The following is a 21,492-nucleotide window of genomic DNA, read 5'->3' as shown; positions in this document are numbered from 1 at the left end:
CGCTGCTGGTCGTGGTCGGGGTGCCGCTGACCGTCGGTCGATCCCGCTCAGCTTCGCTTGCGCCGCACCTCGGTCGCGAGCACGGCGGCCTGCACCCGGCGCTCGAGACCGAGCTTGGCGAGCAGCCGGGTGATGTGGTTCTTGACGGTCTTCTCGGCGAGGAACAGCCGCTCGCCGATCTGCCGGTTGGTCAGGCCCTCGCCGATCAGCTCGAGCACCGCGTGCTCCTGCGGGGTCAGCTCGGCGGTCGGGTCCGGCGCCTCGGGCGGCGTGCGCAGCTTGGCCATGAGCACCGCGGCCGCCCGGTGGTCGAGCAGCGAGCGTCCGGACCCGACGTCGCGGACCGCGGTCGCGATGTCGCTGCCCCGCACGTCCTTGATGACGTAGCCGGACGCGCCGGCGAGCACCGCGTCGAGGATCGCCTGCTCGTCGGTGAACGAGGTGAGCATCAGGCACGCCAGCTCCGGACGCCGCGAGCGCAGGTCCCGGCAGAGCTCCACCCCGTTGCCGTCGGGCAGGCGCACGTCGAGCACGGCGACGTCGGGGCGGACGGCCTCGATGCGGACGACCGCCTCGGCGACGGTGCCCGCCTCCCCGACGACCTCGATGTCGGGCTCGTCGGAGAGCAGGCCGGCCACGCCCCTTCGGACCACCTCGTGGTCGTCGACGAGGAACACACGGATCACGCCGATGAGCCTAGGCGCCCGTCCCGGTTCCCGGCGTCGTCGAGGGGTGTCGCTGAGGGGTGTCGCTGAGGGGTGTCGCTGAGGGGTGTCGCTGCGCCCCCGGCGGGTCTACCGTCGGCCCAGGCGATGGGACTCGCCTTCAACCGCAGGTCTCCCTGCTGACGGTCCCTGTGTCGGTTCCGACCGAGCAGGAGGCCGCATGCCCGCTCTTCGCCCTCACCACGGACCGGCAATGGTCGCCGGCCCGCACCTCGTGCGCCCCCGCCGCGCGCAGTGACGACCCCGTCGCCCGCCGACGGGGCGGGCCCGACCGAGAGGCACGACCGATGACCACGCCATCCCTGCCGCAGAGCCTGCCGACGCTCGCCCGCGGGAAGCACCGCAGCCCGGCCGAGGGCGCCTGCCTGATGGAGTACGTCTCCGTGCTGGCCGGATGCCGGTTCGGCGACCGCCCGCGCTGCACCCACCCGCTGCTGGGCTGGCTCGCCCGCCGCGTGAACGACGCGGTGGGCGACGCCGCCCGTCCCGGGCTGGCGGGACTGGCCCCGGCGCTGATCGGCACCCGGGGCCGCGGGCTCCGCGACCACGAGGTGGTGCGCGCCGTCGTGTACGGCGAGCTCGCGGCCGTGGCCCGTGACCCGTGGTTCGACCGGCTCGGGCACGGATGGCCCCTGGCCACCGTCGACCGCAACCTCGTGTTCGAGCGGGCGGCCGCGGCCCTGGCCGGAGCGGACGATCGCGACGCGCTGCTGGGCGCGGCGCTGGCGGCGGCCGTCGCACGGACCCGCCGCGCCCTCGGACGGGCCGACGTCCCGACCGTGACCGCGGCCGTGTGCGCCCGGTGAGGACCGATCAGGGACCAGGGTCCCCGCGACCGGGGACCTCGGGGACCTGACCGGGGATCTCCGCCTGCGCCGAGGCTGGACGCCGTCATCACCACCACGAGGCGAGCGAGGCGAGCGGTGTCGGCACTGGATGCGGCCCGATGGCAGTTCGGGATCACGACGGTCTACCACTTCCTGTTCGTGCCGCTGACGATCGGCCTGTCGCTGCTGGTGGCCGTGATGCAGACGGTCTGGCACCGCACCGGGTCCGAACACTGGCTGCGGGCGACGAAGTTCTTCGGCAAGCTGTTTCTGATCAACTTCGCGATGGGCGTGGTCACCGGCATCGTCCAGGAGTTCCAGTTCGGCATGAACTGGAGCGACTACAGCCGCTTCGTCGGTGACGTCTTCGGTGCACCACTGGCGATCGAGGGGCTCGTCGCGTTCTTCCTCGAGTCGACGTTCCTCGGCCTGTGGATCTTCGGGTGGGACCGGCTGCCCCGGTGCATCCACCTCGCCTGCATCTGGCTGGCCGCGATCGGCACCGTGCTCTCGGCGTACTTCATCCTCGCCGCGAACTCCTGGATGCAGCACCCCGTCGGCTACCACATCAACCCCGAGACCGGGCGCGCCGAGCTGAACGACTTCGCCGCGGTGCTCACGCAGAACACCACCCTGGTGACGTTCGCCCACACGCTGACCGCGGCGATGGTCGTCGCCGGCGCGGCCGTCATGGGCATCAGCGTCTGGTTCCTGGCGCGTCGGCGCGAGGACGCCCTCTTCCGCCCGGCGATGCGTCTGGGCGCCTGGACGGTGATCGTCGCGAGCGTCGCCGTGATCGTCAGCGGCGACATCCAGGCCAAGATCATGACCGAGCAGCAGCCGATGAAGATGGCCGCGGCCGAGGCGCTCTACGAGACCAGCGCGCCGGCGTCGTTCTCGCTGTTCACGATCGGCAGCCTCGACGGCTCCCAGGAGCTGTGGAGCGTGCGCGTGCCCGGCGTGCTGAGCTACATGGCCACGGGTTCGGTCGACGGCACCGTGGAGGGCATCAACGACGTGCAGCGCGACGAGGAGGCGCGCTACGGGCCCGGCGACTACCGGCCGATGATCCCCGTGACCTACTGGACGTTCCGCTTCATGATCGGTTTCGGGGTGCTGGCGGCCCTCGTCGCGGTGGGCGCGCTGTGGTTCGGCCGTCGGGATCGGACACGGAGCGCAGCGGAGCCGGACCGTCGACACCGTGTGCCCCCGCGCTGGTTCGCCCGCGTCGCACTGCTGTCCATGGCGCTGCCGCTGCTCGCGAACTCCATGGGCTGGATCTTCACCGAGATGGGCCGGCAGCCCTGGGTCGTCTACGGGCAGCTGCGCACCGCCGACGGTGTCTCGCCGTCCGTCGGACTCGGTTCGGTCCTGACCTCGCTCATCGTCTTCACCCTGCTCTACGGCGTCCTGGCCGTGATCGAGGGCTGGCTGTTGGTGCGCACCGTCAAGGCGGGCCCGGCTCCCGCTCCACCCCCCGAGGCGGTGTCCCCGCGCAACAGCGCGGATCCCGACGACGCCGACCGCCCCTTCGCCGTGGCCTACTGAGGAGCAGGAGAGATGGCACTCACCGACGTCTGGTTCCTGCTCATCGCGCTCCTGTGGACGGGCTACTTCGTCCTCGAGGGGTTCGACTTCGGCGTGGGCGCGCTGCTGCGGGTCCTCGGCCGCGACGACACCGACCGTCGCATCATGATCAACACGATCGGCCCGCTCTGGGACGGCAACGAGGTCTGGCTGATCGTCGCCGGTGGCGCGACGTTCGCGGCCTTCCCCGAGTGGTACGCGAGCCTGTTCTCCGGGTTCTACCTCGCGCTGCTGCTCGTCCTGGTCGCGCTCATCGGGCGCGGGGTCGCCTTCGAGTACCGCGGCAAGGTCGACTCGCCTCGCTGGCGCGCGCGGTGGGACTGGGTGATCGTCGTCTGCTCGGCGCTCCCGGCGCTGCTCTGGGGCGTGGCCTTCGGCAACATCGTCGGCGGTGTCCCGCTCGACGCCGACCACGAGTTCGTCGGCAGCCTGCTCACGTTGCTGCACCCCTACGCCCTGCTCGGCGGCCTCACGACCCTGCTGCTGTTCCTGCTGCACGGCGCGGTGTTCCTGTCCCTGAAGACCGACGGCGACATCCGGACCCGCGCCCGCGCGCTGGCCGTCCGCCTCGGACTCGGCGCGGTGCCGGTGGCGGCCGGGTTCCTGCTGTGGACCTGGCTCGACCACGGCGCCGACGCCGTCACCGCGGTGCTCGGGCTGGTGGCCGCGCTGGCGCTCGTCGGCGGCATCCTCGCCACCCGCGCCGGGCGCGAGGGATGGGGCTTCGCGCTGACCGCGGGCACGATCGTCGCGGCCACGGCGTTCCTGTTCACCGCGCTCTACCCGGACGTCCTGCCCTCCACGATCGATCCGGCGTTCAGCCTGACGACCACCAACGCCGCGTCGACGCCGTACACGCTGACGATCATGACCTGGGTCGCCGCGGTCATGACGCCGATCGTGCTCTGCTACCAGGGCTGGACGTACTGGGTGTTCCGCCAGCGGATCACCCGGGCGCACATCCCGACGTCGCCCGCCCCGGCCCAGGCCGAGGAGCACGCGTGAAGCCCCTCGACCCCCGGCTGCTGCGCCACGTCGCGCCGGTGCGCCGGCACGTGGTGCTCTGCGCCGCGGTCGGGATCGCCACCGCGGCCCTGGTCGTCGTCCAGGCCGACCTGATCGCGACCGCGGTGACGCGCGGGTTCCTCGGCGGGGAGACGCTCGCCGCGCTCGGCGGGGTGCTCGCCGCGCTGCTCGCCGTCGTCGTCGGACGGGCGCTGCTCGCCGGGGCCGGTGAGGTCGCGGGCGCGCGGGCCGCGGCGTCGGTCGTGGCCGGCCTGCGCGGGCGACTCGTCGCGAAGGCCCTCGAGCTCGGCCCCGACGACCCGCGCCTGCCCGCCCCGAGCCGGCTCGCCACGCTCGCGACCCACGGCGTCGACGGCCTCGACGGCTACGTGCGCCGCTACCTGCCGACCCTGCTCGTGGCCGCGGTCGTCCCGCTCGCGGTCGGGGCACGCATCCTCGGCGCCGACTGGCTCTCCGCGGTGATCATCGCCGCCACCGTCCCGCTGATCCCCGTCTTCATGATCCTCATCGGGATGTACACCCAGCGGGACGTCGAGCGGCGCCGGCGCACCCTCGCCGTCCTCGGGCATCACTTCCTCGACCTCGTCGCCGGTCTCGACGTGCTCGTCGCGTTCGGCCGTGCCCGCCGCCAGACCGGGCGGATGCGCGAGATCGCCGAGCGCCACCGCACCGCCACCATGGCCACCCTGCGTGTCGCGTTCCTCTCCGCGCTCGCGCTCGAGCTGCTGGCGACGCTGTCGGTCGCGCTGGTCGCGGTGGCCGTCGGGCTGCGCCTGGTGCACGGCGATCTCGACCTGCACACCGCGCTGCTCGTGATCGTCCTGGCGCCGGAGGTGTACCTGCCGCTGCGCGCGGTCGGCGCCCGGTTCCACGACAGCCTCGACGGACTGACCGCCGCGCAGGAGGCGTTCGCGGTCCTCGAGCTCCCACCCCTCGCGGCGGGCGACCGCCGTCCCGCCCCCGATCCGCGCCGCGTCGCGCTGCGCGTCCGGGAGGCCGGGGTCGCCGGGCGCGGTGGCGATCCCGTCCTCACCGGCTTCTCGCTGGACGTCGCCCCGGGCGAGGTCGTGGGCGTCGCCGGCCCGAGCGGCGCCGGCAAGACCACCCTGCTCGACCTGCTGCGCGGCGCCCGCCGCCCCGACGACGGGCGGGTGGAGGTCGGCGGCGTCGACCTCGCCGCGATCGACCCGTCGTCCTGGCGCGACCGCGTCGCGTGGGTGCCGCAACGCCCGGTGCTGCTCGCGGGCACGGTGGCCTCGAACCTGCGGTTGGGGTCGTCCACGGCGTCGCTCGCCGACCTCCACGCGGCGGCCCGTGCCGCGGCCCTCGACGTCCCGCTCGACACCCCCGTCGGCGACGGCGGCGCCGGCCTGTCCACCGGACAGCGCCGCCGCGTCGCGCTGGCCCGCGCGCTGCTCGCCGACCGCCCGCTGCTGCTGCTCGACGAGCCGACCGAAGGCGTCGACGCCGACACCGAGCGCGCGATCCTCGCGGCCCTGCCCGGCGTGCTGGCGGGGCGCAGCGCGGTCGTCGTGAGCCACCGCGCCGCGGTGCTGGAGCTCTGCGACCGGGTGGTCACGGTGCCGCACCGCTCCACCGACTCCCGTCCCGCGGCGGCCGTCGCTCGGCCGCCGACCACGGTCCGCCGCGCCCCGGTCCCGGTCCCGTCCGTCGCGGACCTCGCGACGCCCGCCCACCCCGTCGGCACCGGGCGCTGGCTCGCCCGCCTGCTGCGTCCGCGCGCGGGGCACTGGGCCCTGGCGGTCCTGCTCGGCGCGGGGGCGGTGGCCTGCGGGGTCGCGCTGACCGGCACGTCGGCCTGGCTGATCTCCACCGCCGCGCTGCACCCGCCCGTGCTGACGCTGATCGTCGCGATCGTCGCGGTGCGCGCCTTCGGGCTGGCCCGCGGCGTCCTGCGCTACGGCGAGCAGCTCGTCGCCCACGACGCGGCGCTGCGCCTCGGCGCCGACCTGCGCGTGCGGCTCTGGACCGCGCTCGTGCGCCTCGGACCGGCCGTCACGGCGCGACGGCGGCGCGGGGACCTGCTCGCCCGCCTGGTCGGCGACGTCGACGCGGCCGAGGACGTCGTCGTGCGCGTGGCCCTGCCCGCCGCACGGGCCGCGCTCGTGGCCGTGGCGGCCGCGGCGGCGCTGGCGCTCGTGCTGCCCGCCGCCGGGCTGGCGCTCGCGGTCGGTCTGCTCGTCGCCGGCGTGGCCGCGCCCGCTCTCGCGCTGTGGGCGGTCCGCCGGGCCGCCGCGCGCACGGCCGGGCTGCGCGGCGAGGTGCTGGCCACCACCACCGAGACCCTCGAGGCCGCCGGGGAGATCGTCGCCTTCGGCGCCGCCGAGGACCGGCGCCGCGCGCTCGCCGCGGTCGACGACCGGCTCACCGCCGTGTCCCGGCGCGCCGCGTTCTCCGCGGGCCTGGGCTCCGGGCTCGGGGTGCTCGCGCTGGGCGTCACCGCAGCGGTCACGACGGCGCTGGGACTGGCTGCCCTCGCGTCCGGCGGGCTCGCGGGCACCGCGCTCGCGGTGCTCGCGCTCGTGCCCCTGGCGTGCTCCGACGTCGTCGCCGGGCTGCCCGAGGCGGCGACCCGGCTCGCCACCGCTGGCCCCGCGATGCGCCGGCTGGTCGAGCTGGAGACGGCGCCGGCGCCGGTGGTGGACCCGTCCCGGCCGGTCGGCGTGGGCGCCGGCGACCACCTCGGTGCCGACGCTCTCGCCGTCCGCTGGCCCGGTGCGACGACCGACGCGCTGCACGGCGTCGACCTCGACGTCGCGCCGGGCGGCGGGCTCGTCGTGGCCGGCCCGTCCGGGGCCGGCAAGAGCACGCTGCTCGCGGCGTTCGCCCGCACGTTGCCCGTGCGGGCCGGGCGGGCGACCGTCGACGGCGTCGACGTCGCGCGCCACGACGGCGACGACGTGCGCTCCCGACAGGCGTGGTGCGGGCCCGCGAGCCACCTGTTCGACTCCACGCTGCGCGAGAACCTGCTCCTCGCGCGGCCCGACGCGAGCGACGACGACCTGGTCGACGCTCTGGACCGGGCCCGCCTCGGCGCCTGGTTCGCGGAGCTCCCCGACGGCCTCGACACCTCGCTCGGCGAGCACGGCGGCGTGGTGTCCGGCGGCGAACGCCAGCGTCTCGGCGTCGCCCGGGCGCTGCTGGCCGATCGCCCGGTGCTCGTGCTCGACGAACCCGCCGCCCACCTGGATCCGGCCACCGCCGACGCGCTGTGCGCCGACCTCCTCGTCGCCGGGCAGGACCGCACGATGCTGGTCGTGAGCCACCGGCCCGACGAGTTCCCCGGTCTGCCGGTGCTGCGGCTCGGTGCCCGGGCGGGGCAGCGGGTGACCACATGAGCGCCGCGGCCCTCCGGGTGTCCACACCGGTGATCGTTCTGCCGACGGGCACGACGCACGGGGAGGCGCTGGCCGCCATGCGCCGCCACGGGGTCCGTCACCTCCCGCTGGTGACCCGTCCTTCCGGCGGTGACGCGGTGTGCGTCGGGTTGCTGGTGGACCGCGACCTCGTGCTCGTCGGGACCTCCGGCGCCGACGGTCCGGTGGACGGGCTGGTCCGGACCGACGTGCCGCGCGTGGCCGCCGGGGCGGCGCCCCGATCGATGGCCCGGGCCGTCCTGCGCGGCGGCTGCGACGCCGCGCTGGTCGTCGAGGACGGGTGCCTGGTCGGCATCGTCACCGCGACGGACGTCCTGCGCGCCCTCGTCGGCGCCGGGGCCGGGGGGATCGGGGCCGGGGGGATCGCGGCCGGGGGGATCGGGGCCGGGGGGATCGCGGCCGGCGAGGGCACGAGCCCACCCGGCACGGAGCACCGGTCGTGATGGCCGCCCTGTCCCCGTCGGCCGTGCTCGACGTCCTGGCCGCCGGGGCCCGCGCGCCCTCGGGGCACAACACCCAGCCCTGGATCCTGCGCGCCGACCCGCCCGACACCTTCGAGGTACGGGGCGACCCCACGCGGGCGTTGCCGGTCACCGACCCCGACCACCGCGAGCTCCGCCTGGCCTGCGGCGCAGCGCTGGCCACCATGCGCCTGGCCGTGCGGGCCCAGGGTCGACGTACCCACGTGCGCCTGCTGCCCGACCCCACCGACCCCTGGTCCTTCGCCCGCCTGCGGGTCGGCAGCCCGTTGCCGCCCGATCCCGTCGAGCAGGCGCTGGCCGCGGCGGTCGGTCGGCGCCACACGCACCGACGGGCGTTCGGTGAGACCGAGGTCCGGGCCGCGACGCGGGCGGAGCTCCGCCGGGCGGCGGAGGCCGAGCGCAGCTGGCTGTACTGGATCGCGACGCCCGCGGAGCGCGACGCGGTCGCCGGCCTCGTCGCGGACGCCGCGCGGATCCAGGAGGCCGACCCGGCCTGGCGCGCCGAACAGCAGTCCTGGACCGGGCGCGACGACGACGCACTCGACGGCGTCGCGGCCACCGTCGCCGGCCCACGACCCCCGCGCGACGACCCCTGGCGCGTTCGCGATCTCACCGGCGGCGTGGGCGAGACCGACCGCCCCGACCGGCACGCGCTGATCGGCGTGCTCGCGACCGCCCACGACCTGCCGCTGGCCCACCTGCAGGCCGGGCAGGCGCTGCAGCGCGTCCTGCTCACCGCGACCGTGCACGGTCTCGGCGCGTCGTTCGTCGCGCCGCCGGTGGAGGTCGCGTCGGTGCGCGACGCCTTGCGCACGCTGCTCGGCGGGGCGCTGTGGCCCCAGGCGGTGCTGCGGCTGGGACCGCGAGCGGGCGACGACGTCCCGAGCCCGCGCCGGCCGGTCGGCTGAGCGCGCGAGCCCTCAGGACACGGGGAGCGGGACCCGCCAGACGAGGCGGGTCCCGGCGCCCTGCTCGCGGCCGGTGACGGTGAGGTCGCCGCCGTGGGCCCGCGCCCGGCGCTCGAGGTTGAGCAGGCCCGACAGGGCGACCGCCTCCGGCATGCCGCGTCCGTCGTCGCTGACGTCGACGACCAGCTCGTCACCCACCGACACGGTGACCACGACACCGGCGGCACCCGCATGCCGCACGGCGTTGCTGACTCCCTCCCGGACGACGGCCTCCACCTGGTCGGCCAGGACGTCGGACACGACGTCCACCGGCCCCGTCACGCGCACCACGGGCCGGACCGTCCCGTGGGCGGTGAGTTCGGTGACGGCCGCGCGGATGCGTCCTCCCAGACCGGGGCGACCGGCGGCGTCGGCGTGGAGGTCGAAGATGCTCGTGCGGATCTCACGCACGACCTGGTCGAGCTGGTCGACCGCATCGGAGATCCGGTCGGCGAGGTCGCCGCCGCCCGCGCGACGCTGGGCGCTCTGCAGGCCGAGACCGACCGCGAACAGGCGTTGGATGACGTGGTCGTGCAGGTCCGCGGCGATCCGGTCGCGGTCGGCGAGGACGTCCAGCTCGCGCTCGGCGCGGCGGCTGACCGCCAGGGCGAGGGCGAGGGCGGCCTGGTCGGCGAACGCGGCGACGACCGGCAGCTGGCCGGCGTCGAACTCCGCCGCCCCGGACCGCCTGCCGGTGACCAGCACACCCGACACCTCGTCGCCCGCGCGCAGCGGGAGCACGAGCGCCGGGCCGAGCGCGTCCTCGGCGTCCGACAGGGTCAGAGCCGCCTCGCGCCGTGGTGCGCGCGAGGCGGCGACGACACCGAGCGGCGAGTCGCGGGTCGCCACGCGCAGCCCGACCGGGAAGGCGTCCTCCATCCCGACCGACGCCGTCACCGTCATGGTCGCGTCGTCGTCGGACGAGGAGCCCGGCGGGGCATCGGGCTCGACGATGAGGGCGCACTCGGCGTCGGAGAGCTCGGCGGCTCGCTGGGCGACGAGAGCGAGGGCCTCGGCGGGATCGGTGCCGCGCAGCAGTTCCGTGGTGATCTCCCCGGTGGCCTCGAGCCAGCGCTCCCTGCGTTGCGCCTCGTGCATCAGCGTCGCGGTGCGCCCGTACAGACGGGCGTTGTCGATCGCGACCCCCGCGGCGGTGGCGAGGGCGGAGACCACCGCCTCGTCGTCGGCGGTGAACGCGCCGTCGCGCTTCTCGGTCAGGTAGAGGTTGCCGAAGACCTCACCGCGCACCCGGACGGGGACGCCGAGGAAGGAGCCCATCGGGGGATGCCCGGACGGGAAGCCGACCGACGCGGGATGCGTCGACAGGTCGTCGAGACGCAGGGGACGCGGGTCGGCGATGAGCCGACCGAGGAGACCCTCGCCGTGCGGCAGGCGCCCGATCCGCTCCCGCACGGAGTCGGCCACGCCGACGTGCACGAACCGGGCCAGCGAGCGACGGTCGGCGGCCAGCACACCGAGGGCGCCGTAGCGGGCGTCGACGAGGTCGGCGGCCGCCCGGACCACCCGGTCCAGGGTGGTGTCCAGATCCAGCCCGGCGGCCACGGCCAGCACGGCGTCGAGCAGCCCCTCGGTGCGGTCCCGGGTGCGTCCGAGCGCCTCGACCCGCGTGGACACCTCGTCGAGCAGATCGCGCAGGGGCAGCCGCGAGGGATCGGACCGCGCCGCCGCCTCCGACGCCGGGTCCCAGTTCCGGCTCCCGTCCGCGGACGCGCCGCTCGTCATGGCCCTCCCGTCCGCCTCCCGCGTCGCCGTCCCCAACGTAACGGACCGACGTCGCCCGACCGGCGTCGCCGGCGGGGGCGCCGCCGCCCGCGGTGGCCAGGTTCTCCCGCCGGCGGCGCCGGTCGAAGGGACGTGCGGGCCCGGCCCGATGAGGACTTCCGGCCCTCGTCGCCGGGCGGGCGCACCCACACGCTGGGTCCGTGCCCTCCGACGATCCCACCGACGGCCCCCGTGACGATCTCGACCTGCTCGATCGCTGGTGGCGGGCGGCGAACTACCTCGCCGTCGGCCAGATCTACCTGCGGGCCAACCCGCTGCTGCAGGAACCGTTGACCGCCGAGCACGTCAAGCCCCGCCTGCTCGGGCACTGGGGAACCACTCCGGGCCAGACCTTCGTCTGGGCCCATCTCAACCGCGTCGCGCGGCGCGGCGGGTTCGACCCGCTCTTCGTCTCCGGCCCGGGGCACGGCGGCCCCGCCGTCGTGGCCGCGACCTGGCTCGAGGGCACCTACTCCGAGCGGTACGCGCACGTGCCCCAGGACGCCGAGGGTATGGCCGCCCTCTTCCGCCAGTTCTCGTTCCCCGGGGGCGTCCCGAGCCACGTCGCCCCGGAGACCCCCGGCTCCATCCACGAGGGCGGGGAGCTGGGCTACTCGCTGGCCCACGCCTACGGCGCCGCGTTCGACAACCCCGATCTGCTCGTGGCCTGCGTCGTCGGCGACGGCGAGGCCGAGACCGGCCCCCTGGCCACCGCCTGGCACGGCAACAAGTTCCTCCACCCCGTGCAGGACGGGACGGTGCTGCCGATCCTGCACCTGAACGGCTACAAGATCGCGAATCCGGCGGTGCTCGCCCGGATCCCGACCGACGAGCTGCTGGCGCTGCTCACCGGGTACGGCCACCGGCCCTACCTGGTGGAGGCCGGGCTCGACGAGGACCACGCCGACGTCCACCGTCGGATGGCCGCGACCATGGACGAGATCGTCGACGAGATCGCCCGGCTGCGGCGTGACGCCGCCGACGCGAGCACGGCCGGCCGGCCGGTCGGCCGCCCGCGGTGGCCGATGCTGGTGCTCCGGACACCGAAGGGGTGGACCGGCCCGCGGGCGGTCGACGGCGTGCCGGTGGAGGGCACCTACCGGGCGCACCAGGTGCCGCTGGCCGGCACCCACCAGGACGCGGGACACCGCGCCGAGCTCGAGCGGTGGATGCGCTCCTACCGCCCGGAGGAGCTCTTCGACGACGCGGGCCGCCCGCGCCCCGAGCTGGCCACGCTGCACCCCGGCGGCGACCGGCGGATGAGCGCCACGCCGCACGCCAACGGCGGCGAGCTGCTGCGCGATCTGCGCCTGCCCGACTTCCGCGCCCACGCCGTGGAGGTGGACCGGCCCGGCGGGCCGGTCGCCGAGGCCACCCGGGTCCTCGGGGGCTGGGTGCGCGAGATCGTGCGGCAGAACCCCGAGACCTTCCGGCTCTTCGGCCCCGACGAGATCGCCTCGAACCGTCTGCAGGACGTCTTCGCCGTCACCGCCCGCCAGTTCACCGGCGAGATCGTCGAGGGCGACGACCACCTCGCCCCGTCCGGTCGCGCGGTCGAGATGCTCTCCGAGCACATGTGCCAGGGCTGGCTCGAGGGCTACCTGCTCACCGGCCGGCACGGGCTGTTCACCTGCTACGAGGCCTTCATCCACATCGTGGATTCGATGGTCAACCAGCACGCGAAGTGGCTGAAGGTCACCCGCGGCATCCCGTGGCGGCGCCCCGTCGCGTCGCTGAACTACCTGCTGACCTCCCACGTCTGGCGCCAGGACCACAACGGCTTCTCCCACCAGGACCCGGGGTTCATCGACCACGTCGTGAACAAGAAGGCCGAGCTCGTCCGCGTCTACCTGCCGCCGGACGCCAACACCCTGCTGTCCACCGCCGACCACTGCCTGCGCAGCCGCGACTACGTGAACGTGATCGTCGCCGGCAAGCAGCCCGCCCCGCAGTGGCTGGACGCGGAGGCGGCCGTCGCGCACTGCACCCGGGGGCTCGGGGTGTGGGAGTGGGCGTCCAGCGACGACGGCACCGGGCCCGAGGTCGTGCTCGCGTGCGCGGGCGACGTCCCGACGCTGGAGACCCTCGCCGCGGTCGACCTGCTGCGCCGCCACCTGCCCGACCTGCGGGTCCGTGTGGTGAACGTGGTCGACCTGATGCGCCTGCAGACCCCGTCGGAGCACCCGCACGGACTGCCCGACCGCGAGTTCGAGGCGCTGTTCACCCCGGACAAGCCGGTCATCTTCGCCTACCACGGCTACCCCTGGCTGATCCACCGCCTGACCTACCGGCGCACGAACCACGCCCACCTGCACGTGCGCGGCTACAAGGAGGAGGGCACGACGACCACGCCCTTCGACATGGTCATGCTCAACGACCTCGACCGCTTCCACCTCGTGATGGACGTGATCGACCGCGTGCCGGGGCTCGCCGTGCGCCACTCGGCCCTGCGCCAGCAGATGGCCGACGAGCGGCTCGCGTGCCGCGAGTACACCCGCCGGCATGGCGAGGACCGGCCGGACGTGCGGGACTGGGTGTGGCCCGAGGAGCCCGACCCGCTCGCCGACGTGCGCGGGGCGCCCGCCGGATGAGGGTCCTCGTCGTCAACGCGGGCTCCAGCAGCGTCAAGCTCCGGGTGGTGGAGGACGACGGTGCGGTCGCCCACCGGGCGGACCTGTCCGCGCCCCACGGCCAGCCCGCCGCGGGCGCGCTGGAGGCATCCCTGGCGCGGCTGGCCCACGAGGCGGGCGGCGTCGACGCGGTGGGGCACCGGGTGGTGCACGGCGGGGCCGAGTTCACCGCGCCGGTCGTGGTCGACCCGGACGTCCTCGAGCGCATCGACCGGCTGACCGTGCTCGCACCGCTGCACCAGCCGCCGGCGGTCGCGGGGCTCCGGGCCGTGGCCGGCGCGCTCCCCGGGGTGCCGTCGGTCGCCTGCTTCGACACGGCGTTCCACGCGACCCTGCCGGCGGCCGCCCGCACCTACGCGGTGCCGCGGCGGTGGCGCGCCGAGCTCGGGGTTCGCCGCTACGGCTTCCACGGCCTCGCCCACGCCTGGGCGTCCGCGCGGGCCGCCCGGATGCTGGGGCGCCCGCCGGCAGGCCTCCGGGTGGTGGTCGCCCACCTGGGCTCCGGCGCGTCCGCCTGCGCCGTGCTGGGAGGACGGTCGGTGGACACCACGATGGGCTTCACCCCGACGGCCGGGCTGGTCATGGCGACCCGCTGCGGCGACCTCGACCCGTCCGCGGTGGCCTGGTTGACGCTGCGCGCGGGTGTGCCCGTCGCGGAGGTCGATCACGCCCTCGACCACGCCTCGGGCCTGCTGGCCCTGGCGGGCGAGGCCGACATGCGCCGCGTCCTGACCGCCGCCGGGGACGGGGACTCCGAGGCGCAGCTCGCCGTCGACGTGTGGGTGCACCGGGCCCGCGCCCAGCTCGCCGCGATGGCCGCCGCCGCCGGCGGCGTGGACGTCCTCGCGTTCAGTGGCGGCGTCGGCGAGAACGCCCCCACCCTGCGACGCCGCGTCGTGGAGGGCCTGGGCTTCCTCGGACTGGCCCTCGACCCGGACGTCGACGCGGGCGTGGTCGGCGGCGCCGAGGGGGACGTCTCGGCCCCCGGCGCCGTCGCGCGGACCGTGGTCGTGCACGCCCGCGAGGACCGGGTGATCGCCGACGGCGTGCGGGCGGTGCTCGGCGCCGACGCCTGAGCCGGTCGGTCCCGGTCAGCGGTACCCGACCGCCGCGAGCGCGTGCCGCACGGTCAGAGCCGGGTCGCCGTCGGTGGTGACGTCCACCCCGCCCTCCCACGGTCCGTCGCCGCGCGCCGCGGCCATGCCTGCCGCCACCTCGGGCGTCGCGTCCGAGTAGCCGGGCGCGCGCCGGCGGATGCGCTCGGCCGCGACCTCGGCGGGCGCGGTGCAGCGCAGCACCACCGGGCGCGCGTGGGTCCGCGCCGCGAGGCCGAGCGCCGCGGCCCGGCGCCGCGGGTCGGTCCACGACGCGTCCAGCACGACGGTCTCGCCGCGGCTCAGCAGCACCTTCGCACGGTGCAGCAGCTCGTCGTAGACCGTGCCCACCGCGGCGTCGTCGTAGCGCCCGTCCGTGCCCCCGTGCGTGTCCCCGGCCGTGTCCCCGGCCGGGGGGCCGAGCACCTCGTGACGGACGCGGTCGCTGGCCAGCAGCACCCACCCGGTGGCGTCGGCGAGCCGCCCGGCCACCGTCGACTTCCCGACGCCCGGCAGCCCGCCGACGAGCACCAGGCGGACGTCGGCGGCCTGCAGGTGGGTGCGCGCGATGTCGAGCAGGCGCCGCGCGGCCAGGACCGACGCCTCGTCGCCCTGGGCGCTGCGCAGGCAAGCGACCAGGCAGCGCACCACGGCGCGGTAGGCGGTGTAGTGATGCCGCAGCGACTCCGGCGCCGGGTCGGCGGCGAAGTCGGCGTAGGCGCGCAGGAAGTGCTCGCCCAGGTCGGGGCGTCCGAGCCGCTCGAGGTCCATCGCGAGGAACGCGGCGTCGTCCAGCCCGTCGACGTGGCGCAGGTGGTCATCGAACTCGAGGCAGTCGAGCGGCTGCGGGCCGTCCTCGACACAGAACACGTCGTCGGCGATGAGGTCACCGTGCCCGTCGACGACGCGGCCGTCGGCGACACGGTCGTCGAACAGCGGGCCGCGCCCGGCCACGAACCGCTCGGCGTCCGCGACGACGGCGTCCAGCACCGCGGGGGCGAGCACCTCGCCGCGGAAGGGGGCCAGGCCGTCGAGGCAGCCCCGCCAGCCGTCGGCGACGGACTCGCGGCGTCCGGCCTCGTCGATCTCCGCGCCGCGGTGGGCGCCGGCGTGGAAGACCGCGAGGCGGCGGGCGAGGGTCCGCAGGTGGTCGCGGACCTCGTCGTCGGGCGCACCGCCGGTGGCGAGCGCCGCGAGGCGGCGCTCCGTGGGCATCCGCCGCATGACGACGATGTGGTCGCACGGCCGGCCGTCCGGTCCGACGACGTCGGCCACGCCCTCGTACACCGACGGGCACAGCCGGCGGTTCAGCGTGACCTCGCGGCGGCAGGCGTGCTCCCGGGCCTCGCGGGTGCGGAAGTCGAGGAAGCCCGTCCGGACCGGTTTCTTGATCTTGTACACGTGGTCGCCCAGGAACACGACGGTCGCGACGTGGGTCTCGGTGACGGCGGCGGGCCGGTCGACCCCGACGACGAGGGTGCCGCCGGGGGCTCCCGGCGCCACGTCAGGACTCCGCCGGGACGGTCTCGGGGACGCGGACGACCAGCACGGGGCACGTCGCGTGGACGACGACGCCCAGCCCGACCGAGCCGATCAGCCGCGAGGCCAGGGCACCGCGGCCGCGGTGGCCCACCACGAGCAGCTCGGCGTCGCGGGCGACACGGCACAGCACGTCGGCAGGTGCGCCGGCCCCGACGACGAGCTTCACCTCGGGCACCTCCAGGCCGTCCGCCGTCGCCGCGGCCACCGCGCCGTCGACGGTCTTCCGCAGCGCCTCGCGGACCTCGCGGTCGATCTCGGCGAGGTCGGGGGCGAGGGCGCCGAGCTCGACCGCCCAGAGATCCGGCGGTGTCGTGGCGGTCACCGCGGTGACGCCGACGCCCATCCGGGACGCCTCGCGCAGGGCGCGGTCGAGCGCCACCCGCGCGTGCTCCGAACCGTCCACTCCGACGACGACGGTGCCCGCTCCGGCCGCGGCGTCGTTCACCAGGCTCATCCGAGTCCCTCTCCTCCGGCGGCACTCCCGGCCGCTCGGGTCCCAGCCTCCGCGCGCGGGTGGTCGGGGAGCAGGGACCTGCTGGGCAGGGCCGCTGGGACGAGAGTCCCTACCCTCCGGGGGCGAACGACCAGGCCGCGACGACGACGGCGCCGACCGTCAGGACCATCGCGCCGGGGATGTGCACCGAAAGCGGCCCGTGGCTGCCGACGTAGGCCTGCACGAACGTCAGCACGAACACCACCGCGGCGAGCACCGTCGGCCACAGCACCGCGCCCGCCCGCCACAGCACCGCCGCGGCGACCATCGCCAGCCCGGCCACGACGTGCAGGACGATCGCCCCGGTCGCGTGCAGGCTCTCGGCGGCCTCGCCGCCGCTCTGCTCGACGAACCCGCCGGCGGTGACGAACTGCCACAGCAGCACGACGACGGTCAGCGTCGCGGTGATCCGCAGGGCGGTGAGCACGGCGGGCGCCGAGCCGGACCGTCCGGTCGCGGTGTGGGACATGGGTCCTCCGTGGTGGTGGTGACCCGGATCCGATCACGGCAGGCGCGGTCGCGCTCACCACTGCGTCCAGCCGGGTGAGGGCCTGGCCGAGGACGCTCAGCTCCGCGCGGGCCCTCGCGCAGGACCAGCAGCGCGACCCCCAGGCGGTCGTCGTGGGAGATCGACCGGGAGACGGAGCGCCGTCGGCGCTGCCGCGCTGAGCTCACTCGAAAAGCCCAGTTCTGGTGTCACCGGGTGACAGTGTGGTCGGGAACAGCCCCGGGCGTGCGTGCGCTGACAATGGTGACCGGGAAGTCCGTGGACCAGGCAGCGACCATGGTCCCGTCCCGTGTCCCGCCCGTGTCCCGCCGCGGCGGGAGACCACGTCCTGCCAGGAGGAGCCCGCACGGTGTCCGCAGCCACCGACCCCGCGACCGTCACCGCCGGGGACCTCGCCGCCCGCGTCGCCGCGCTGGGGCTCGCGGACTCCCATCGGCTGCGGCGCCGGATCGCCGGCGCGGAACGGATCGGCGACGCCGGGAAGCGGGCGGGCACGCTCGACGAGATCGCGGGCGACGTCACCGCCGCCGAGGAGCGCCTGGCGCGCCGGCGCGCGTCCGTGCCCGTCGTCTCCTACCCCGAGGCGCTGCCGATCGCCGACCGCGTCGGCGACATCCGCGCGGCGCTCGAGTCCCACCAGGTCGTCGTCGTCGCGGGCGAGACCGGATCGGGCAAGACCACCCAGCTGCCGAAGATCGCCCTCGAGCTGGGTCGGGGGATCCTCGGCACGATCGGGCACACCCAGCCCCGCCGCATCGCCGCGCGCACGGTGGCCGAGCGCGTCGCCGAGGAGCTGGGCACCACGGGCACCGACACGGTCGGCTACCAGGTGCGGTTCACCAGCCGGGCGAGCGAGGACACGCTGGTCAAGCTGATGACCGACGGCATCCTGCTCGCCGAGATCCAGCAGGACCGGCTGCTGCGTCGCTACGACACGCTCATCATCGACGAGGCGCACGAGCGCAGCCTCAACATCGACTTCCTGCTCGGCTACCTCGCCCAGCTCCTGCCGCGCCGCCCCGACCTCAAGGTCATCATCACCTCGGCGACGATCGACCCCGAGCGCTTCGCCGAGCACTTCAGGGCCACCTCCGGCGAGCCTGCCCCGATCATCGAGGTCAGCGGTCGCACCTACCCCGTCGAGGTCCGCTACCGCCCGCTCGTCAACGAGGAGGGGGACCAACGCGACCAGGTCGACGGCATCGTCGACGCGGTCGACGAGCTGCGCCGCGAGGGTCCGGACGGCGACGTGCTCGTCTTCCTGTCCGGCGAGCGGGAGATCCGCGACGCCGCGGAGGCGCTGTCGCGCTGCGCCTTCGGTGACGACCTCGACGTCCTGCCGCTCTACGCGCGCCTGTCCGCGGCCGAGCAGCACCGCGTCTTCGAGCCGTCGAAGGGTGGCCGGCGCCGGGTGGTGCTCGCGACCAACGTCGCCGAGACCTCGCTGACCGTGCCGGGCATCCGCTACGTCGTGGACCCCGGCCTCGCCCGCATCTCCCGCTACTCGCGGCGCACCAAGGTCCAGCGCCTGCCGATCGAGCCGATCTCGCAGGCCTCGGCCACCCAGCGCGCCGGGCGCTGCGGCCGGGTCGCCGACGGCATCTGCATCCGGCTCTACGCCGAGGACGACTTCGACGCGCGCCCCGAGTTCACCGACCCCGAGATCCAGCGCACCAACCTCGCCTCGGTGATCCTGCAGATGGCGGGCGCCAAGCTCGGGCCCGTCGAGGAGTTCCCGTTCGTCGACCCGCCCGACCGGCTCGCGGTCCGCGACGGCGTCCGCCTGCTGACCGAGCTCGGCGCGCTGGCCGGGGCGAGCGGAGCGACGGGGAAGGACGGGGACGGCGACGCCACGCGCCTCTCGGACGTCGGGCGGCAGCTCGCGCGCCTGCCCGTCGACCCCCGCATCGCGCGCATGGTGCTCGCGGCCGACGAGCTGGGCTGCCTGCACGAGGTCACCGTGATCGCCGCGGGGCTGTCCGCGCAGGACCCGCGCGAGCGGCCGGCCGACAAGACGGACGAGGCGGACGCCGCGCACGCGCGGTTCACCGACCCGCGCTCGGACTTCCTGTCGTGGGTGCACCTCTGGGAGCACGTCCGCACCGGGCGTCGCGAGCTGTCGTCGAACCAGTTCCGCAAGCGCTGCGGTGCGGAGTTCCTCAACCACCTGCGCATCCGCGAGTGGCAGGACCTGGCCGCGCAGCTGCGCCAGCTCGGCGACGAGCTCGGGCTGACACGCAACGAGCCTGCTCCCGAGATGACCAAGGAGCTCGGACAGCGCATCCACCAGGCGCTGCTCACCGGGCTGCTCTCCCAGATCGGCCTGGCGCAGGAGCCGCCGAAGGACCCGAAGACGGGCAGGGCCCGCAGGCGCGCTCTGATCGAGTACGAGGGCTCCCGGGGCGCCCGGTTCGCGATCTGGCCCGGCTCGACGCTCGCGAAGCGCCCGCCGACGATGGTCATGGCCGCCGAGCTCGTCGAGACCTCGCGGCTGTGGGCCCGCACGGTCGCCGGCGTCGACCCGGCGTGGGTCGAGGAGGCCGCGGGCGACCTCGTCACCCGGACGTACTCCGAGCCGCGGTGGTCCACGCGGCGCGGCACGGCCGTCGCGACCGAGCGGGTCTCGCTGTTCGGGGTGCCGCTGGCGATGGACCGCACGGTCGACTACTCACGCATCGACCGCGAGGCGTCGCGCGACCTGTTCGTCCGCCACGCGCTGGTGCTGGGCGAGTGGAACACCCGCCACGCCTTCGTCACCCGCAACCGCGAGCGGCTCGAGCAGGTCGCGGAGATGGAGCGCCGGGCGCGCCGCGAACTGGTCGTCGACGAGGAGACGATCGTCGCGTTCTACGACGCGCGCGTGCCCGCCGACGTCGTGTCGGTGCGCCACTTCGACCGCTGGTGGCAGAAGGCGTCGCGGCGCGACCCGCACCTGCTCGACCTCGACCCCGAGGCGCTGCTGGCCGGCGGTGCGGACAGCGCGCCGACCGCCGAGCAGTACCCCGACACCTGGACCTCGGGCGGGCTGACCCTGCCGCTGTCCTACGCCTTCGAGCCGGGCGCCGAGAGCGACGGCGTCACGGTGACCGTGCCGCTGGCGGTACTCGGACAGGTGCGCGCCGAGGACCTCGCCTGGCAGGTGCCCGGTCTGCGCGAGGAGATGCTGACCGCGCTCGTGCGCTCGCTGCCCAAGAACCTGCGCCGCTCGCTGGTGCCCGCGCCCGACTCGGCGCGGGCGCTGCTCGCGCGCCTGGCCCACGACGGGAAGCCCGCGCCCGGCCAGCCGCTGCTGCCGGCGCTCTCGGAGGCGGTCCGGCGGCTCTCCGGGCTCGACGTGCCCGTCGACGCCTGGAACGTCGCGGGGCTGCCGTCGCACCTGCGGCTGACGTTCCGGGTGACCGACGACGCGGGCGGCAGCGACGCGGAGCACGGCGGAGCCGGCGCCGTGCGGGTGGTCGCCGAGGGCCCGGACCTCGGCGCGCTGCGCCGCCGCCACGCCGAGGCGACGCGGGCGGCCGTGGCGGCCCTCGCCGACGGGGCCGAGCGGCGCGGGCTGACGTCGTTCGCGGAGATCGGCGAGCTGCCCCGCACCCGCGAGCAGCAGCGCTCCGGGGGCACGGTGACCGCGCACCTCGGCCTGGTCGACACCGGGAGCGCGGTCGACGTCCGGGTCTTCGACTCCGCCCTCGAGGCGCGTGACGCCATGCGTGCGGGCACCCGGCGGCTGCTGCGGCTCGCGATCCCGTCGCCGGCGCGCTCACTGGTGCGCTCGCTGGACAACGGCGCGGTGCTGCGCCTGCGCGGGGCGATGACCGCCGGCGGCTACGCCGACGTCGACGCGCTCGCCGAGGACTGCGTGGACGCCGCGATCGACGCCCTCGTCGCGACCGGCCGCGGCCCGGCGTGGGACCCGGCGGCGTTCGAGAAGCTGCGCGCCCACGTCGCCGCGCGCCTGCCCGCCGCCGCGGCCGAGGTGCTCTCCCGCGCCGAGACGGTGCTGGGCGAGGCCGGGCAGGTGGAGCTGGCGGTCCACGACCTCGCGCGGCGCCCCGGTGGCCTGCTCACCGATGCCCTCGACGACGTGCGCGAACAGCTGCGGACCCTGGTCGGCGACCGCTTCGTCGCCCGGACCTCGGTGGCGCACCTGCCCGACGTGGCCCGCTACCTGCGGGCAGCGCGCAAGCGCCTCGAGAAGCTGCCGGCCGCGCCGGTGCGCGACGCCGAGGGGATGGCGGTCGCGCACCAGATCGAGGCGGCGTACCGCGCGCAGCGCACCCGCGCCGCCGGCGAGCCGCGCAGCTTCGACGGCGACGCCTACGACGCCGTGGCGTGGATGCTCCAGGAGCTGCGCGTGAGCCTGTTCGCCCAGGAGATCGGCACCCCGGGCCCCGTGTCCGAGCAGCGCATCACGAAGGCCCTCGCCAAGCTCACGTGAGCGACACGTCACGGCG

The 21,492-nt window shown here is 75.7% G+C and carries 14 protein-coding genes and 1 riboswitch; of the genes, 9 read left to right on the top strand and 5 right to left on the bottom strand.

The window, feature by feature from the left end; translation table 11 throughout:
- Positions 1-47: 47 nt before the first annotated feature.
- A complete protein-coding gene (locus AC2A1K_RS13320) occupies positions 48-686 on the bottom strand; it encodes a response regulator (protein WP_483896786.1) in 639 nt (212 codons plus the stop codon).
- 113 nt (positions 687-799) lie between these two features.
- Positions 800-864, top strand: a riboswitch (Fluoride riboswitch).
- 148 nt (positions 865-1,012) lie between these two features.
- Here AC2A1K_RS13320 and AC2A1K_RS13315 point away from each other — a divergent pair.
- The 6 genes from AC2A1K_RS13315 to AC2A1K_RS13290 all read left to right on the top strand — a co-directional run bounded on the left by AC2A1K_RS13315 (position 1,013) and on the right by AC2A1K_RS13290 (position 8,953).
- A complete protein-coding gene (locus AC2A1K_RS13315; protein ID WP_483896785.1) occupies positions 1,013-1,531 on the top strand; it encodes a hypothetical protein in 519 nt (172 codons plus the stop codon).
- A gap of 117 nt (positions 1,532-1,648) precedes the next feature.
- On the top strand, positions 1,649-3,100 hold the full coding sequence (locus tag AC2A1K_RS13310) for a cytochrome ubiquinol oxidase subunit I (RefSeq protein WP_483896784.1): 1,452 nt from the start codon (positions 1,649-1,651) through the stop codon (positions 3,098-3,100).
- A gap of 12 nt (positions 3,101-3,112) precedes the next feature.
- Positions 3,113-4,144 (top strand): cytochrome d ubiquinol oxidase subunit II, encoded by a 1,032-nt coding sequence (gene cydB, locus AC2A1K_RS13305; RefSeq protein ID WP_483896783.1) that lies wholly within the window; start codon positions 3,113-3,115, stop codon positions 4,142-4,144.
- On the top strand, positions 4,141-7,524 hold the full coding sequence (cydD, locus tag AC2A1K_RS13300; RefSeq protein WP_483896782.1) for a thiol reductant ABC exporter subunit CydD: 3,384 nt from the start codon (positions 4,141-4,143) through the stop codon (positions 7,522-7,524). The genes cydB and cydD overlap by 4 nt, the downstream gene beginning before the upstream one ends.
- Complete coding sequence (locus AC2A1K_RS13295; RefSeq protein WP_483896781.1) at positions 7,521-8,006, top strand: CBS domain-containing protein; 486 nt, start codon at positions 7,521-7,523, stop codon at positions 8,004-8,006. The genes cydD and AC2A1K_RS13295 overlap by 4 nt, the downstream gene beginning before the upstream one ends.
- Positions 8,006-8,953: an Acg family FMN-binding oxidoreductase gene (locus AC2A1K_RS13290; protein WP_483896780.1), complete on the top strand. Its 948-nt coding sequence runs from the start codon at positions 8,006-8,008 to the stop codon at positions 8,951-8,953. Before AC2A1K_RS13295 ends, AC2A1K_RS13290 begins: the two co-directional genes overlap by 1 nt.
- 12 nt (positions 8,954-8,965) lie before the next feature.
- On the opposite strand, the gene AC2A1K_RS13285 is transcribed toward AC2A1K_RS13290, so the two are convergent.
- Positions 8,966-10,735 carry a GAF domain-containing sensor histidine kinase gene (locus tag AC2A1K_RS13285; protein WP_483896779.1) on the bottom strand — a complete coding sequence of 590 codons (1,770 nt, stop codon included), beginning with the start codon at positions 10,733-10,735 and terminating at the stop codon, positions 8,966-8,968.
- A 200-nt stretch (positions 10,736-10,935) separates the two neighbouring features.
- Between AC2A1K_RS13285 and AC2A1K_RS13280 the strand changes: the two genes are divergently transcribed.
- Both AC2A1K_RS13280 and AC2A1K_RS13275 read left to right on the top strand, forming a co-directional pair.
- The gene (locus tag AC2A1K_RS13280) at positions 10,936-13,365 is read left to right on the top strand and encodes a phosphoketolase family protein (RefSeq protein WP_483896778.1); all 2,430 of its coding nucleotides are present in this window, start codon (positions 10,936-10,938) and stop codon (positions 13,363-13,365) included.
- A complete protein-coding gene (locus AC2A1K_RS13275) occupies positions 13,362-14,480 on the top strand; it encodes an acetate/propionate family kinase (protein ID WP_483896777.1) in 1,119 nt (372 codons plus the stop codon). The genes AC2A1K_RS13280 and AC2A1K_RS13275 overlap by 4 nt, the downstream gene beginning before the upstream one ends.
- 15 nt (positions 14,481-14,495) lie before the next feature.
- Here the strand turns inward: AC2A1K_RS13275 and AC2A1K_RS13270 are convergent, their stop codons facing one another.
- The 3 genes from AC2A1K_RS13270 to AC2A1K_RS13260 all read right to left on the bottom strand — a co-directional run bounded on the left by AC2A1K_RS13270 (position 14,496) and on the right by AC2A1K_RS13260 (position 17,002).
- Positions 14,496-16,001 (bottom strand): bifunctional aminoglycoside phosphotransferase/ATP-binding protein, encoded by a 1,506-nt coding sequence (locus tag AC2A1K_RS13270; protein ID WP_483896776.1) that lies wholly within the window; start codon positions 15,999-16,001, stop codon positions 14,496-14,498.
- 1 nt (position 16,002) lies between these two features.
- Positions 16,003-16,494 carry a universal stress protein gene (locus AC2A1K_RS13265; protein WP_483896775.1) on the bottom strand — a complete coding sequence of 164 codons (492 nt, stop codon included), beginning with the start codon at positions 16,492-16,494 and terminating at the stop codon, positions 16,003-16,005.
- A gap of 109 nt (positions 16,495-16,603) precedes the next feature.
- Positions 16,604-17,002 (bottom strand): hypothetical protein, encoded by a 399-nt coding sequence (locus AC2A1K_RS13260; RefSeq protein ID WP_483896774.1) that lies wholly within the window; start codon positions 17,000-17,002, stop codon positions 16,604-16,606.
- Positions 17,003-17,390: 388 nt separating this feature from the next.
- On the opposite strand from AC2A1K_RS13260, the gene hrpA reads away from it, so the two are divergent.
- Entirely contained in the window at positions 17,391-21,476 is a 4,086-nt protein-coding gene (gene hrpA / locus AC2A1K_RS13255) for an ATP-dependent RNA helicase HrpA (protein ID WP_483896773.1), read from the top strand.
- The last annotated feature ends 16 nt before the right edge of the window (positions 21,477-21,492 follow it).

This window comes from Actinomycetospora sp. 2LY8.5 (genome assembly GCF_057180585.1).
Note: the sequence above shows the minus strand (reverse complement) of the source record. Positions and strands in the feature narration are given on the sequence as shown.